The organism is Halobacillus locisalis, assembly GCF_013694105.1.
Lineage (GTDB): Bacteria > Bacillota > Bacilli > Bacillales > Halobacillaceae > Halobacillus > Halobacillus locisalis.
Genome location: NZ_JACEFG010000002.1, coordinates 787,386 through 801,755, shown reverse-complemented (window position 1 = coordinate 801,755; position 14,370 = coordinate 787,386). Strand labels below are relative to the sequence as shown.

The 14,370-nt window shown below is 44.1% G+C and carries 18 protein-coding genes; 6 read left to right on the top strand and 12 right to left on the bottom strand.

What is annotated here, in order from left to right:
- Nucleotides 1-35: 35 nt before the first annotated feature.
- The 5 genes from H0266_RS11030 to H0266_RS11010 form a co-directional block, all read right to left on the bottom strand.
- On the bottom strand, nt 36-242 hold the full coding sequence (locus tag H0266_RS11030; RefSeq protein ID WP_181472440.1) for a hypothetical protein: 207 nt from the start codon (nt 240-242) through the stop codon (nt 36-38).
- Nucleotides 243-317: 75 nt separating this feature from the next.
- Nucleotides 318-554: a DUF3953 domain-containing protein gene (locus tag H0266_RS11025; protein ID WP_181472439.1), complete on the bottom strand. Its 237-nt coding sequence runs from the start codon at nt 552-554 to the stop codon at nt 318-320.
- A 41-nt stretch (nt 555-595) separates the two neighbouring features.
- Nucleotides 596-847: a hypothetical protein gene (locus H0266_RS11020; RefSeq protein ID WP_181472438.1), complete on the bottom strand. Its 252-nt coding sequence runs from the start codon at nt 845-847 to the stop codon at nt 596-598.
- A gap of 23 nt (nt 848-870) precedes the next feature.
- Nucleotides 871-1,326 (bottom strand): hypothetical protein, encoded by a 456-nt coding sequence (locus tag H0266_RS11015; RefSeq protein WP_181472437.1) that lies wholly within the window; start codon nt 1,324-1,326, stop codon nt 871-873.
- A 77-nt stretch (nt 1,327-1,403) separates the two neighbouring features.
- A complete protein-coding gene (locus H0266_RS11010) occupies nt 1,404-1,787 on the bottom strand; it encodes a hypothetical protein (RefSeq protein ID WP_181472436.1) in 384 nt (127 codons plus the stop codon).
- Nucleotides 1,788-2,060: 273 nt separating this feature from the next.
- On the opposite strand from H0266_RS11010, the gene H0266_RS11005 reads away from it, so the two are divergent.
- Nucleotides 2,061-2,567: a DoxX family membrane protein gene (locus H0266_RS11005; RefSeq protein WP_181472845.1), complete on the top strand. Its 507-nt coding sequence runs from the start codon at nt 2,061-2,063 to the stop codon at nt 2,565-2,567.
- Nucleotides 2,568-2,698: 131 nt separating this feature from the next.
- Here H0266_RS11005 and H0266_RS11000 read toward each other — a convergent pair whose 3' ends face one another.
- The 7 genes from H0266_RS11000 to H0266_RS10970 form a co-directional block, all read right to left on the bottom strand.
- Nucleotides 2,699-2,851: a hypothetical protein gene (locus H0266_RS11000; RefSeq protein WP_181472435.1), complete on the bottom strand. Its 153-nt coding sequence runs from the start codon at nt 2,849-2,851 to the stop codon at nt 2,699-2,701.
- A 239-nt stretch (nt 2,852-3,090) separates the two neighbouring features.
- Entirely contained in the window at nt 3,091-3,783 is a 693-nt protein-coding gene (locus H0266_RS10995) for a coiled-coil domain-containing protein (RefSeq protein ID WP_181472434.1), read from the bottom strand.
- Between the two features lie 277 nt (nt 3,784-4,060).
- Nucleotides 4,061-4,879, bottom strand: coding sequence for an undecaprenyl-diphosphate phosphatase (locus H0266_RS10990; RefSeq protein ID WP_181472844.1), 819 nt, complete (start codon nt 4,877-4,879; stop codon nt 4,061-4,063).
- 8 nt (nt 4,880-4,887) lie between these two features.
- Nucleotides 4,888-5,556, bottom strand: coding sequence for a DedA family protein (locus H0266_RS10985; protein ID WP_343063262.1), 669 nt, complete (start codon nt 5,554-5,556; stop codon nt 4,888-4,890).
- Entirely contained in the window at nt 5,557-5,745 is a 189-nt protein-coding gene (locus H0266_RS10980) for a hypothetical protein (RefSeq protein ID WP_181472433.1), read from the bottom strand.
- A 262-nt stretch (nt 5,746-6,007) separates the two neighbouring features.
- Nucleotides 6,008-7,228: a hemolysin family protein gene (locus H0266_RS10975; RefSeq protein ID WP_181472842.1), complete on the bottom strand. Its 1,221-nt coding sequence runs from the start codon at nt 7,226-7,228 to the stop codon at nt 6,008-6,010.
- A 166-nt stretch (nt 7,229-7,394) separates the two neighbouring features.
- The gene (locus H0266_RS10970) at nt 7,395-8,168 is read right to left on the bottom strand and encodes a transposase (protein ID WP_181472432.1); all 774 of its coding nucleotides are present in this window, start codon (nt 8,166-8,168) and stop codon (nt 7,395-7,397) included.
- A gap of 697 nt (nt 8,169-8,865) precedes the next feature.
- Here H0266_RS10970 and H0266_RS10965 point away from each other — a divergent pair.
- The 5 genes from H0266_RS10965 to H0266_RS10945 all read left to right on the top strand — a co-directional run bounded on the left by H0266_RS10965 (nt 8,866) and on the right by H0266_RS10945 (nt 14,281).
- Nucleotides 8,866-9,732, top strand: a complete 867-nt coding sequence (locus H0266_RS10965) for an alpha/beta hydrolase family protein (RefSeq protein ID WP_181472431.1) — start codon at nt 8,866-8,868, stop codon at nt 9,730-9,732.
- Between the two features lie 70 nt (nt 9,733-9,802).
- Nucleotides 9,803-10,486, top strand: a complete 684-nt coding sequence (locus H0266_RS10960) for a response regulator transcription factor (RefSeq protein WP_181472430.1) — start codon at nt 9,803-9,805, stop codon at nt 10,484-10,486.
- Nucleotides 10,483-11,487, top strand: coding sequence for a sensor histidine kinase (locus tag H0266_RS10955; protein WP_181472429.1), 1,005 nt, complete (start codon nt 10,483-10,485; stop codon nt 11,485-11,487). The genes H0266_RS10960 and H0266_RS10955 overlap by 4 nt, the downstream gene beginning before the upstream one ends.
- A gap of 99 nt (nt 11,488-11,586) precedes the next feature.
- Nucleotides 11,587-12,348 carry an ABC transporter ATP-binding protein gene (locus tag H0266_RS10950; RefSeq protein ID WP_181472428.1) on the top strand — a complete coding sequence of 254 codons (762 nt, stop codon included), beginning with the start codon at nt 11,587-11,589 and terminating at the stop codon, nt 12,346-12,348.
- Nucleotides 12,338-14,281, top strand: coding sequence for an ABC transporter permease (locus tag H0266_RS10945; protein ID WP_181472427.1), 1,944 nt, complete (start codon nt 12,338-12,340; stop codon nt 14,279-14,281). Before H0266_RS10950 ends, H0266_RS10945 begins: the two co-directional genes overlap by 11 nt.
- Nucleotides 14,282-14,370: the final 89 nt, after the last annotated feature.

Genomic DNA, 14,370 nt, shown 5'->3' with positions numbered 1-14,370 from the left:
AACCATTTAAAAGTTCTTAGTATTGTTGTACTCTACTATTGGCTTTCTTTTATTTCTTTGAGCCGGTACAGATCATACACAACAAAGGCAATAGCAAAAGGATTCAAAATGATGACCGAAGCTAAACTAACCACCTCATACAAATACAACACATTATAAACGATCAGAAACACAATAGAAATCGCAATATCTAGAAGGAGGCCCACCCTTTCATTCTTCAAAATCCTGCTGAAAGTAAACATATAACCCCTCCTTTTTACATGGGGACGGTTCTTCTGTTCGGTTGTTTCAACCAAACATGAGAACCGTCCCTATGATCAAGTCACCAGGAAAGCTTGGACGGAAACAAATAAACCGAATAAACCGATAATGGTCAGCGCGTAACCTATGTATGAATGACGCATTTTCTTAAATTCATCTACACCCATTACGAGCATATAACAACCTAAAAACAGCATCGTGTAAGGCATGACATCTGCCGGATCCTCAATAATCAATCCGTACCCCGCTAAACTGAACACCACAATACCTAAGATAAGTTTGGCTAATTTCATTTTTTCTCACCTCCTTTATGGGGACGGTTCTCTTGTTTGATTCAAGAACCAAACAAGAGAACCGTCCCCATACCAATCACAAACAAGCTGAATAGTATGTAGAACTTATTCAATACCAAATAAACGGAGAATACCAGACTGCCCAGATACCAATAAATATACTCAGCTTTACCTGAAAAGATCTCAAAAAAGAACATTTCAATTGTGGAGATGATAAAGGTTATAGCGGTTAATAATACGAGCAGGATTCTCCCATTGTTCCTTGCTTTTTTCGCCTCATCTTCTTTGCACATGAAAACCCTCCTCACAAAATTCTTCACTGAAGTTTTCTTACCCTATTAATTTCCCCAGCATTAAAACCTCCCCAAGCCCCAAAGAGAGGTAGGGCGTCAGTCGGGAAATCCATATCCATAGAATTAAGGTCTATATTTAATAGGAATGCTGTAAACCCAATGCTGAAAAGTATCATGATGACCGTTCCTATTTGTTTTCTTTTTTTCCAGCGTTTTTCACCTAAGTAATCTCTGTCGAATGCCTGGACACGACGACTCGCTTTTGTCCCTAAGACCTTTCCTGTCTTTAAGGTGTACACCATATTAGCAATGATAGACCAGGACATCACTAAAGTTAAACCTGCAAGCACATATATCGACCAGTCGTTCTCTATGTAAAATGCTAGAAAAGCGATGAACAGCATCAAAAGATTGTATAGGACTAATTGTTTCTTTTTTAAATGCTTCACTTTTCGTAGATTCCAAACTGTTTCACCCATTAGATTCTCCCTTTCTAATTCATGGTATGGCTTTATGAATCTCTTAACAGACCCTCTACTTCATCTAAAAGATAGACTCAATCCGTCAACACGAATTCTTCTTCTTTCCCATCCCATTCTATATGTATCTTGATTTCTTCACTTTTTAAGGGAAGTCTGCAGACTGAACATGTTACTTCAACCCTAACCTCACTGTTTGAAAGAAGTTTTGTGCCCTGATTATTCACTTCATTGGGGGCATGCATTTTATAAGTGACTGGTAGCCCCTCCAAGTCACCCTCTCCTTCGTAAGTTAGGGTGAACTCCCTCACTTTCTTCCCATCTTCTATATGACCCATGTACTTTCCTGACCAATTGTCAGATTGTCCATTCATATGTTTCGAGCCAGAATCGTACCAAACAAAAAAACCGATAAATGCCAACACAAAAAAGGCAACCATCATTCCTTCTCTCTTATTCATATTTCCCTCCCATGTAATCCCCAATTAAACCAACCATATATTGTAACCACGCATTTTTCAAATTTGATATAGGGACGGTTCTTCTGTTTGGGTTAAAACCCGAACAAGAGAACCGTCCCCATTCACAATACCGACACAAAGATATGCACAAATTGTGAAAAACTTCACAAAGTATGGCAAAAAATGCTTGCCCGACATATACTTAAAGTGTAAAGAAAACCACCACTCATATCACATCATGTGAAATGGTGAACAAACTTTAAGGGGTTGAGAATAATGAATCAATGGCTCAGAAACAACGACAAAGTGGCAATGGTTTTAGCAGTGATACGGATTTACTTAGGGTACACATGGCTTATGGCTGGAATCGGAAAAGTGACAGGCGGATTTGAAACGAGCGGTTTCTTACAAGCAGCGATTGGAAAAGCAGAAGGCGTACACCCCGCAGTTCAACCTTGGTGGGCAGCATTCTTAGAAACAGTCGCTTTACCGAACCATGAAATATTCACATTCCTCGTCATGTGGGGAGAAGTTCTCGTCGGAATCGCACTCATACTCGGATTATTTACAAACTTTGCAGCACTTGCTGGCATATTGATGAACTTCGCCTTCCTATTAAGTGGCACAACGAGCACAAACCCGCAAATGGTGATCTTGACCATCTTCCTCATTGTAGCTGGTGCGAATGCCGGTAAATACGGATTAGACAGATGGGTGATGCCTTACCTTAGACAACAAACGCCGATCAGAAAGATCCTCCATCTCCCGAACCATGCATAGAAAATACAAAAAACGCACTGGGTGCCAGTGCGTTTTTTGTGGGGAAGGTTCTTGTGTTTGAGCGGGAATGTTAACCGAACATGAGAACCGTCCCCACGAAAGAAGCTCCATCAAATAGGAGCTCTTTGCATTTAGTTCATATTGTTGTAGCGAGTCACTTCGTCGAAAGCCTTCGTACGTCTTTCATTATACTCGATTTGTTCTTCTAACTTATTCACGCGTTTATTTCGGTCGAACATCATGGCAAATGCCAACACAACGGCTATCACACAAAAAATAACCACTAGAAAAATCCCCAATCGCTCCTTTAACATTTCGTTGTACCTATCTATACGATTGATGAGCCATTCCGTTTCATTTAATCCAATTTATGTAATTCAAAGGGTTGAATCGACTTATACTTCTTTACATGCAATCTCATACTCATAAAATCCCTGAATCTTTTTGGGGCGATTATAACCTTTTTCTATAGTAGTTAGTTGAAAATAGCAAAAGCGCCCGGTGATCGGGCGCTTTTCTTCTATTATTGAACAGGTTGAAACGTAGCAGGGGTGGTCAATTCAATCAAGTCCCCCTCTTCCGCGTAGAAAACATACTCACTCAAATAGAAAGAGTCATCTTGCCCGATTATTACATTGACTTTCATGCCGTCATTCACAAAGAAGTTGCCACTTCCATTCGGTGTTACTTTATACCTTGATGCCGGAATATCCTGACCGACCGTGAAAAATCCTGCTGGAAGTACCTTTGGTTTGTCCTTCAACTCTATGATTTTACCCGTGACTGATGCTAATTCTTTTTCTTTGACAGTTAGTTGTTCGGTTAACTTAGTTAATTCGCCTTGATTCGTATTCCTCTGTTCCTCTAAACCCGCGATTTCTTCACTCAATTGATCTTTTGAATCTATAAGTGCCATAACTTCTTCAAGGTCTTTCTGCTTCGATTGAATCTGTTCATTCAGCTGGCCTTTCTCTTCGTTCATACCATCGATCTCCCCTTGCAAAGACTTCACAGAACTCTCTTTCTCAAGGATTTCTTTATCCTTATCCTCGGCCATGACAACCAGTTCATCATATTTCAGCAACTCTCCGTCTAACAGTGCATTCATCCGTGACGAGCCAAGGAAGAAAGCAACTGCGAATACGACCACACAAATGCCAGCGTTCAACCAGAACCATTTACTTTTAAAAAATGGAGACCGCCCTTTTTCCTTCAATGTGGTTCCTCCTCACCCTTTTTAAAAAGACCCCTCTCTAGTCCACTAACTAGAAATGAATGATAGACTCGTCATCACCGTACATATAAAAATAATATTCGCCCAAATGACACAGCATTCCTGCAAATTACAAACGTGGGGACGGTTCTCCTGTTTGCTCTAATGACAATAAAAAAGCCACGTTCTTTTTCAGATTAGAACATGGCTTTCTTATGATCTAACAAAATTCAGGTAGACAACCAAACACAAGAACCGTCCCCATGGTGAGTGGAGCCCATCAAAAATATAGTAGGTAAAGTACGCCGACCAGCATTATGCGGTAGATGGCGAAGGGGATCAGTTTCACTTTGTTGATCAGCCGTAGGAAAAATTGGATTGTGATATAGGCAAAGAAAAAGGCACTTACGAAACCGGCGGCGAAAAGCGGAAGAGCATCCAGGGTGAAATATTGCCAGTTGTTCACTAATGACAAAGTACTTGCGCCAAGCATGATCGGCACCGCCATGATAAAGGTGAAGTCAGCAGCGGAGCGGTGGCTCATGCCTACCATGACTCCTGCTGAGATGGTCGATCCTGACCGTGAGAATCCAGGCCATAAGGAAAAGCACTGGACTAATCCTATGAGGAGGGCCTGCTTATACGTCATTTGATCTACCGTCTCCACTTGAGGAGTTTTAGATGCCGTTGTATCGGCGATGATCATAAGGATAGCACCGAGCAAGAGTCCGATCATGACTGTTTCTACGGTGAACAAGTACGTATCGATGAAATCCTCGAATAACAGACCAAGCACCACGGCTGGCAGCAAGCCCACGACGACTTGGCTGAGTTTCAGCTTTCGTCGTTCCTCTATTTTTCTACTGATGCCAAGAAGTGAAGCAAACCGTTCTCGGAACAACACGACAACGGCTAAGATGGAACCAAGCTGGACGACAACTTTAAACGTATTGGCCACTTGTTCCCCGAGAAACTCGCGCGAGTGCAGCCACATTTCATCGACGATGATCATGTGCCCTGTCGAAGAAATCGGCGCAAACTCGGTCAAGCCTTCAAACATACCGAGCAGCATCACTTTCCATAATTCGATCAAGTCCATCATTTTCCTCACTTCCAACTTCTACGATATCGCTGCATCCAACGAACGGACACGTATAAAGCACCAATCGCTACCAAAGCATATAAAAAAGTAGAGTACAGCTCCATAAAGTCCAACACATGCGTCCACGACCGGCCGAGCCACACCCCCATCAGGATAAGGGTGGTGTTCCAAATCAGCGATCCAATTGTCGTCAGCAGGACAAACTGGGTGACGTTCATCTTCCACATCCCCGCAGGAATCGAGATCAAACTGCGTAATAATGGAACCATCCGGCACAAAAATACGGTCCAGTAACCATAGCGCTCAAACCAGGCGTCAGCGCGGGCAAGGTCACTGGATTGGATGCGGAGGATATGCCCCCACCGAAGCACAAACCCCTCGATTTTTTCACGACCGACCAAGATGCCCACCATGTAGAGCGCCAACGCTCCGGTCAGGGATCCCGTTGTCGCGACGATTATGACGGCATACCACTCGAGCGAAGAAGTCGTCGTCATGAATCCGCCGAACGGAAGGATGACTTCAGATGGAATCGGGGGAAAAAGATTTTCTAAACACATCATGACAAAAATTCCGACATACCCATACTGTTCCATAATTTCTGTGATCCAATTGTTCATATTTTCCTCCATAAAAGAAACCGAGGCTGTAGGATAAGCCTCGATTGTTCTCACTCACTTCATCCAGATGATTTGTTTCAACTCGTCCACGTTGACCATTTCCCAAGAAAACGGAATCATATAGTCACTCCAGTGGACACCTGTAAACCATCCTGCCATATATATACTCCCGAATAACAAAATCATGATCACCATCGTCATAATATAATACTCGGTGATCTCTCTATCCCAGCGCACTTTCATGTGTTTGCACTCCTTTAGTTTGATGTGAAATATGCATGATGGGGCAGAGATAGTTGGAGTGATTTTGTTCGATATGAATAAACCCTTTCGTACTCAAAGCTTCGTAAACACAACTCTTTCTCGTTGCATCCTTCCGCTCCTCCCTTCTCGTTTATTATACCAATTTTTCACAAAAAGATAGCAGGTTGAGAAAAATAAAATGTGGGGACGGTTCTGCTGTTTGGTCTTAAAAACCAAACGCGAGAACCGTCCCCACGTCAAATTATTTAATGATCTCCACTTTTCGAATTGTACGACCTTCGACTTGCAGTATTTTAAAGGTCAGATCGTTCCGTTCCATCGTCTGCCCGACGTCCGGGAAATCGTTGAGCTCACTCAATATATATCCAGCGAGCACATCTTCTTCTTCCGGGATTTCCGTGTCGAAAATCGAATTCAATTGGCGAAGTGGAATCTTCCCATCACAAATGATTTTCGTTTCCGTCACCTCATCAACGAGTCGATTCGTTTCGAGGTCCGTTTCATCATCAATTTCCAGCCCGATCATCGCTTCGATGACGTCCTCATGCGTCAGAATCCCCTCTGTTCCTCCATATTCATCGAGGACAATCGCGAGGTGTTTTTTCTCGGTCGTCATCGTGCGGAAGACGCGTTCGATAGAGTGGAATTCGTAAACGATGAGGGGATCCAGGTCACAGAATTCTTTTAATGGTTTTTCCGGCTCTGTCGACCAAGCAATCAAATACTTCGAATGAAGCACGCCGACGATGTCATCGATATCTTCATGGTAGACCGGATACCTCGTGTACGGGCTTTGAAGAACCACATCACGGACATCTTCATACGTCGCATCACTCGGTAAAGCGCTCAAATTGACCCTCGGTGTTTTCAAAACATCTTTCACATTCAGATTGTAAAAGTCGAGTACGCCTTTAATGCGGTCCGATTCAACCGGATTGAATGTCCCTTCTGAATCGGCAATATCGACCATCAACCTGAGTTCTTCTTTCGACACTGACGCCTCCTGCGCTTGTCCTTTCGAAAGAGCTTTCGTAATCATATCGGTCATTTTGTTTAAGGCGAGCGTAATCGGCTTGAATAAAATGACGAAAAACCGAATAACCGGATAGACTGCCAGTGAAATACGGTCAGGGAATGTTGCAGCGACAGACTTCGGAATCACCTCTGAGAAGATGATGATCGTCACCGTTAAAATTGCAGAAGCAAGCCCCACACTGAAATCATACTGGATCGCAAGCGTCGTCACGAGCGTCGGAAGCAGGATGTTCGCAATGTTATTTCCTATTAAAATCGTCGTGATGAACTGACTCGGTTTTGATACTAAGTTTAAAAGTTTTTCCGCTTTCTTATCTTGATTATTCGCCTTAGACTGCAGCTTCATTTTGTTCGCAGCCGTCAAGGCCGTCTCACTTCCTGAGAAGAATAATGAAACAAATAATAAAAAGATGATAGCAATGATCAAAACAATTTTCCTCCCTACACTATGTAAAAGCATGAACTTTTTATCAAGTACTGTCATTATACCTTGTCCATACCCTCCATTGCATGTGAGAAACATATACGTTCGTGCATGCGTTCGTGGGGACGGTTCTCGTGTTTGGTCATTGCCCCAAACACGAGAACCGTCCCTACGCTCGACTAACCATATAAACAGAAACACCAAGAATCCTTGCTATTTGGCGGAGCGACAGGCCTTCAATTTCTTTTATTATCCTGATTAGCGGATCTCGCTCCTTTTTCTCCAGCGTTTTCACTTGAGGAATCTGCACCCCATCAAGCACTTCTATAATTTCAATCCGTGCCTGCTCATCCGTTAACCGTCTACCAGCCCAAGCGCGTAAACATTCATCATCACACTGAAGCTCGTGAAATTGCTTGAGTTTCGTTTGTGCACTTTCTTTCTCTGAAGGAAAATAAGAGAGTACGATCGACTGGTCTAGCAAATCAGATGATTCCCTACTGAGCCCGTAATAATTCGCACAACTACTCCACCAATATTTCTCTGGTTTAGGGGAAAGACCCGCTTTTACAGGGTTCATGTGAATATAGCGCACAACCCGCACAAGATAGCCGTACGATTCGACCACTTCACTTTTAAAACGGTCCTGAAACAAATGACCGTTCGTTCCGTATGACCAGTTGTAATAAGACGCATAGCTGATCCCGAGCCGCTTCATCAGATCGGAAAGGTTATGTTCGTTTTCTCTTAACAAAAGATGGACATGGTTATCCATCAAACACCATGCCAGCACCTGAATTCCGATCTCGGTCCTATACCGGTTTAGTGTATATAGGAAGCGGATGCGATCCTTCTCCTTATGAAAAATCTCCTGCCGGTTCGCTCCACGTAAAATGACATGGTAAATACCGCTTGTACTTCTTCTCCTTGCATGCCTTGGCATACCTCACCCAACCTCTCTACTCAGCAAGTTTGAGAACAGTTTACACGCACAAGGGAAGAAATACGAAAAGGGCTTTATGTATTTTCAGACAACCCCACCAAGACGAAATCAACCTTCTCCCTAACAAAACACTCGAATTGTCACACTCCTATATAACGAAAACAGAAGTTTTGATGTGGGGACGGTTCTTTTGTATGGTCATCCCCCCCCATCGCAAACCATTTAAAATCATAATTGAAAAGCCAGGTTTCTCTTGATACGAGAACCGTCCCCACATGATCACATCCATGCAAGCCGGTGTTTGCTGAAACTTTTTTAATGGATATTCGTACAGAGTAGCAGGGCATTACATTCATACTCTTTTAAAGGTTTTTGGCATTGGTGGGGAGAACATGGGGACGGTTCTCCTGTTTGGTCATCCTCACTCAACAAGAGAACCGTCCCCATGATAACCCATGATAACCCCTGCACCACTTATTTATGACCTGTTCTTTCTCGGTTGTTTCTCTTCTTTACGGTCGTGCTGTTGAGCGTTCTTATTCGAAAGTTTCTTATTTCCTTTAGCCATTCTGATTCCTCCCTTCACTCTTATTCTCTTCCGTATTCAAATGATTTATGTCATAAAGGGACGGTTCCACTGTTTGTGAATAGGAACCAAACAAGAGAACCGTCCCCACGCAAGAAAGGGGTCTACATAATGAAAAAGCTATTTTTTGTTCTCGTGTTATTATGGTTGGTAGGATGTGAAGCAGGGGCAGAAAGCATCATTGTCAGTCAGGAAAAGATCGACGTCCCTCAAACAACCCATTCAGAAACGACTGAAACGCACAGATTTACATACTTGAGTGACGGGCTAGAAGTCGTCGGGTACATGGTGAAGCCAAAAGAGGTCGACAAAGAACTGCCTTTACTCATTTACAATAGAGGCGGGAATCAGGAATTAGGCAAGATTAATGATCAAACCCTCGCCACCTACTTATCCTATTGGGCGAACAAGGGATACATTGTGCTCGCTTCTCAGTACCGTGGAAATGACGGCGGCGAAGGAAAAGAAGAGTATGGTGGGTCTGATGTGAACGACGTATTGAATCTTGCGCGTGTCGCGGAAGAAATTCCAAACGTTGACGAAGACAATACGGTCATGGTCGGGAAATCGAGAGGCGGCATGATGACCTACTTAGCCATAAAAAACGAGATGGAGCTGAAGGCCGCTGCCATCGTGGCAGGCCCTACAGATTTAACATTGGGATTCGATAATAGAGGAGCAGGTATGAAAAGGATGATGATCGATCTAATTGGTGCGCCATCGGATAACCCTGAAGCCTACAAAGATCGCTCCGCTGTTTATTGGCCTGACGAAATCGACGTTCCTACATTGATCCTGCACGGGGAAAACGACTGGAGAGTATCTGTCGAACGAGCACGCAAACTAAGTGAGAAATTGTCAGAAGTAAACGCAGATTATGAGTACATCGAATATGAAAACGATGACCATGATCTTTCCAATCATTCAGAAGAATATAAAGAGAAGGTACATCAATGGTTCCAGAAGTATATAGATTGAACAAAGGGACGGTTCTCGTGTTTGGCACAACCAAACACGAGAACCGTCCCCACAGAAGGTGGTGTCGCACATGTTTCGTTTATTATTGATTGAGGATGATCGTACGTTGTTCCAGGAGATGGAAGAGCGACTTGCCCAGTGGTCTTATGATGTCCACGGTATCGAGGATTTCAGTCGTGTCATGGACGTGTTCACTTCTGTGGACCCTCACCTTGTCATCATTGATATCCAGCTGCCTAAATTTGATGGATTCCACTGGTGCCGGATGATCCGCGAACACTCCAAGGTTCCGATCATCTTCTTATCATCCAGGGATCATCCGACAGATATGGTCATGTCGATGAATCTCGGCGCCGATGATTTTGTCCAAAAGCCGTTTCACTTTGATGTATTGATCGCCAAGTTACAAGCGATTCTAAGGCGCGTTTACAATTACAATACGGAAAAAAGCGAACTCCAAACATGGCTCGGGGCAACGATTGATTACGAACGCAATCGAGTCAAGAATGACGAAGGCTTCGTCGAGTTGACCAAAAATGAAATGCTCATTCTCAAGCAGCTGATCGAAAAGAAAAGTAAAATCGTCAGCCGGGAAGAAATCATCCATCGCCTTTGGGAAGATGAGCGCTTCGTCAGCGACAACACGCTGACCGTGAACGTCAATCGTCTCCGGAAAAAGCTCATCGATATCGGTCTCGGAGATGCGATTGAAACGAAAGTCGGTCAAGGGTATGTCGCGAGGGAAGAATCATGATCCGGACCTTTTTGCTCGAACGCATCAGCTGGATCGTGTTCTTCGTCGTGCTACAAGTCCTTTCCTTGTTTCTAGCGCTAGTCGACCAAACCGTTTCCCTTTCGTCTGCACTATACTACGTGTTTTTATCATGCATCCTGATGGTCATCTTTCTATTCATACGCTACCGAAAAGAAACGCCCTTTTATGCTGAAATGAAAGAACGGGATAATGACCTGGATCTCACCACCTTCCCGGAAGCGGACAGCCCGTTCGAATCTGTGGTCGAAACAAATGTACGTGAACAGATCGATCGATTGAAGCAGGAACTGTCACGGAACCAAAACTTATTGGAAGAGGAAAAAGATGATCTTTTATCCTGGATTCATGAAGTGAAAACTCCGATGACAGCCATGCGTCTTATTATCGATCGTATCGATGATTATAAGTTGAAATCTCAACTGACCTTCGAATGGATGCGGATCGACCTGCTCCTCGATCAGCAGCTCCATCAGAAGCGGATCCCCTTTATCGAGAACGACTTGTACATCGAAGAAGTCGAGCTCGAACCGTTGTTAGTCGATGAAATCAAATCCTTGCGGTCGTGGTGTATGCAAAAAGGCATCGGCTTCGATATTGACTTGCAAGTAGAACAGGTGCTATCCGATGCGAAATGGCTCGCGTTCATCCTCAGGCAATTGATGACCAATGCCATTAAATATAGCGAGCAATCTGATATCACCCTCACAAGTTTTGAAAAATCGGGACGCACCCACCTGCTGATAAAAGATCACGGCCGGGGCATCGATCCTCGAGACCTTCCGCGGATTTTTGAAAAAGGGTTCACCTCTACAACCGACCATCAGCATGCAGCCGCAACAGGCATGGGATTATATTTAGCCGACCGGATCAGACAGGCGATGAAGATCCAAATCGAGGTGGCATCAAAACTTGGAGGAGGGACCACCTTCACATTGATTTTTCCAAATCAGAATGAATTTACGAAGCTTCGGAGCATGTGACAAAACCGTCACATGCTTTCGTCATTTTGTTAGATGAATCGAAGGAAAACCGTGACAAAAGCGAATAGAATGAAGTCATAGAACGAAGGGGGTTATGAAATGAGCTTACTGCAAGCGAAGAAAATTCATAAAAGTTACGGGAATAAATTCATGAAGCAACACGTTTTGGAAGGCATCGATCTTTCGATTGAACGGGGAGAATTCGTCACCATCATGGGGGCATCCGGGTCTGGAAAAACGACGTTGCTCAATGTCCTGTCTTCGATCGACCACGTCAGTCATGGCACGATTCATATCGATGGGCAGGAGATCACGAGTCAAAAAGATAAAAAACTCGCGGAGTTCCGCAAGCACCATCTCGGCTTCATCTTCCAAGAGTACAACTTGCTCGATACATTGACGGTAAAAGAAAATATTCTACTGCCCTTATCGATTTCAAAGGTATCGAAAAAAGAGGCGCAGGAAAAATTCAAGGCGGTGGCGGACGAGCTCGGAATCGCGGATATCCAAGATAAATATCCGAATGAAATTTCCGGTGGTCAAAAACAACGCACCTCAGCAGCAAGAGCGTTCATTCACGAACCAAGCATCATTTTTGCGGATGAACCGACGGGGGCACTCGATTCCAAATCCGCTTCCGACCTGCTCGACAAATTGAACGATATGAACGCTAAGCGCGAGGCCACGATTGCGATGGTCAGCCACGATCCTGTCGCAGCCAGCTACAGCAGCCGTGTCATTTTCATACGTGATGGACAGATTTACACGCAGTTGAACAAGGGCAATCAAACACGGCAAACCTTTTTGAAGGACATCATGAAAACGCAAGGTGTTCTCGGCGGTGTACATTATGAGCATTAATCAACTGATTTTCCGCAATTTGAAAAAGAACCTGAAAAACTACTACCTATATGTATTCGCCCTTATTTTCAGTGTTGCTCTTTACTTTTCTTTTGTAACCTTACAGTACGACCCGTCGATGAGTCAGGACGGCTCCATCAAAGGGGAAGCCGCTGTCCGAGTCGCTTCGATCCTTCTAATTGCGATCGTCGCGGTATTCCTGTTGTACGCGAACGCCTTGTTCACGAAGCGCCGCAGTAAGGAAATCGGCTTATTTCAGCTGATTGGGATGACCAAGAACCGTATCTTCCGGATTCTGAGTATCGAAAATCTGATCATCTATTTCGGTTCCTTGGCAATCGGAATTTTCATCGGTTTTGCTATATCAAAATTGATTCTGATGAGCTTCTTCCAAGTTGTCGGGGTCGATGAAATGGCCAACCTGAACTTTTCGAATCAAGCTTTCGGACAGACGCTCCTTGTGTTTGCGGGTATTTATCTATTGATTATGGGGACCAACTATCTTTTCATCCAAAAACAATCGATACTCGCCCTGTTCCGTGTCACTTCAAAATCACAAGGAAAGGTGAAGAAGCTTTCGGTGTGGGAGCACGTCATGGGGGTTCTCGGCATTGCCTTGATTGCTTCAGGCTACTATGTTTCCTCCCAATTATTCGAAGGGACGATCACAACGATCAACGGGTTGTTTATCGCGATGGTTTTCGTCCTGGCTGTCGTCATCATCGGTACGTATTTCCTTTATAAAGGGTCGGTGCGTTTTGTTTCCAATATGATTCGTAAAAAGAAAAAGGGCTATTTGAATATCAACGAAGTGTTGTCACTATCGTCGGTGATGTTCCGGATGAAGTCGAACGCTTTTTTACTGACGGTGATCACCACGGTGTCGGCCCTTGCGATCAGTTTACTGTCGCTCAGTTACATCTCTTATTATTCTGCAGAAAAGTCAGCTGAGAACTCGGTTCCGGACGATTTTGCCATTACGGAACCTGCAATGGCGAGCGAGTTCATGAACCGTTTAGAAGAGGAAGATATCGCTTTTTCAAAAAAACAGATACAAGTCTATCAAGCAGAGTTTGATGTACAAGACATTCTGGATGCGAATATCGATGACTTGAACTTCAACACGGAACAAACGAGTTTACCCGTCGTTCATGAAGGTGTGGTAGACGGTGTGAACCTGGAAAAGGAAGAAATGATGCTGACGGGTTATACAGACCTGATGCAATCCTTCATTTCTTTGCAAAAAGAGGGGACGTCTGAAATCCTCATGGACGGAGAATGGCGCACGCTTGATTACAAGGGACTTGAAAAAGATTATGTATTGTCCTCTTATTATGTTGCAGGCGGGCTACCGATTGCCGTCGTTGATGAGGCGTTGTTCAAAGAGCTCGGCCAAAAATTAGATTCCGAGCTGCAGACAGCACCCCCTCTCTACACAGGCGTAAACTTGGAGGACGATAGTAAGCAGGAAGAGGCTTACGCGGTCTTTACTCAAATGGGACTGGATGAGGGACGGGCAAATGGTTCGCAGTGGGCCACCTCCAATGCCCAAAAACAAAACATGGGAATGATCATGTTCATCGTCGCTTTTCTAGGCCTCACTTTCTTGATTACATCAGGGTGTGTACTTTACTTTAAGCAAATGGACGAAGGGGAAGATGAAAAAGGAAGCTATACGATCTTAAGAAAGCTCGGCTTCACGCGTGGCGATCTATTGCGAGGAATTCAAGGCAAGCAACTGTTCAACTTCGGGATTCCTTTGCTGGTTGGATTGCTTCACAGCTACTTTGCCGTGCAATCCGGCTGGTTCTTCTTCGGAACAGAGCTCTGGGCGCCGATGTTCATCGTCATGGGCCTTTACACCGCCCTCTATTCCATATTCGGCCTACTCTCTGTCCTCCATTACAAGAAAATCATCAAAGAAGCGCTTTGACATGGGGACGGTTCTCGTGTTTGGCCCAAACGCAGGGACGGTTCTTCTGTTTGATTAAATTCAAACAGAAGAACCGTCCCTACGTTTTT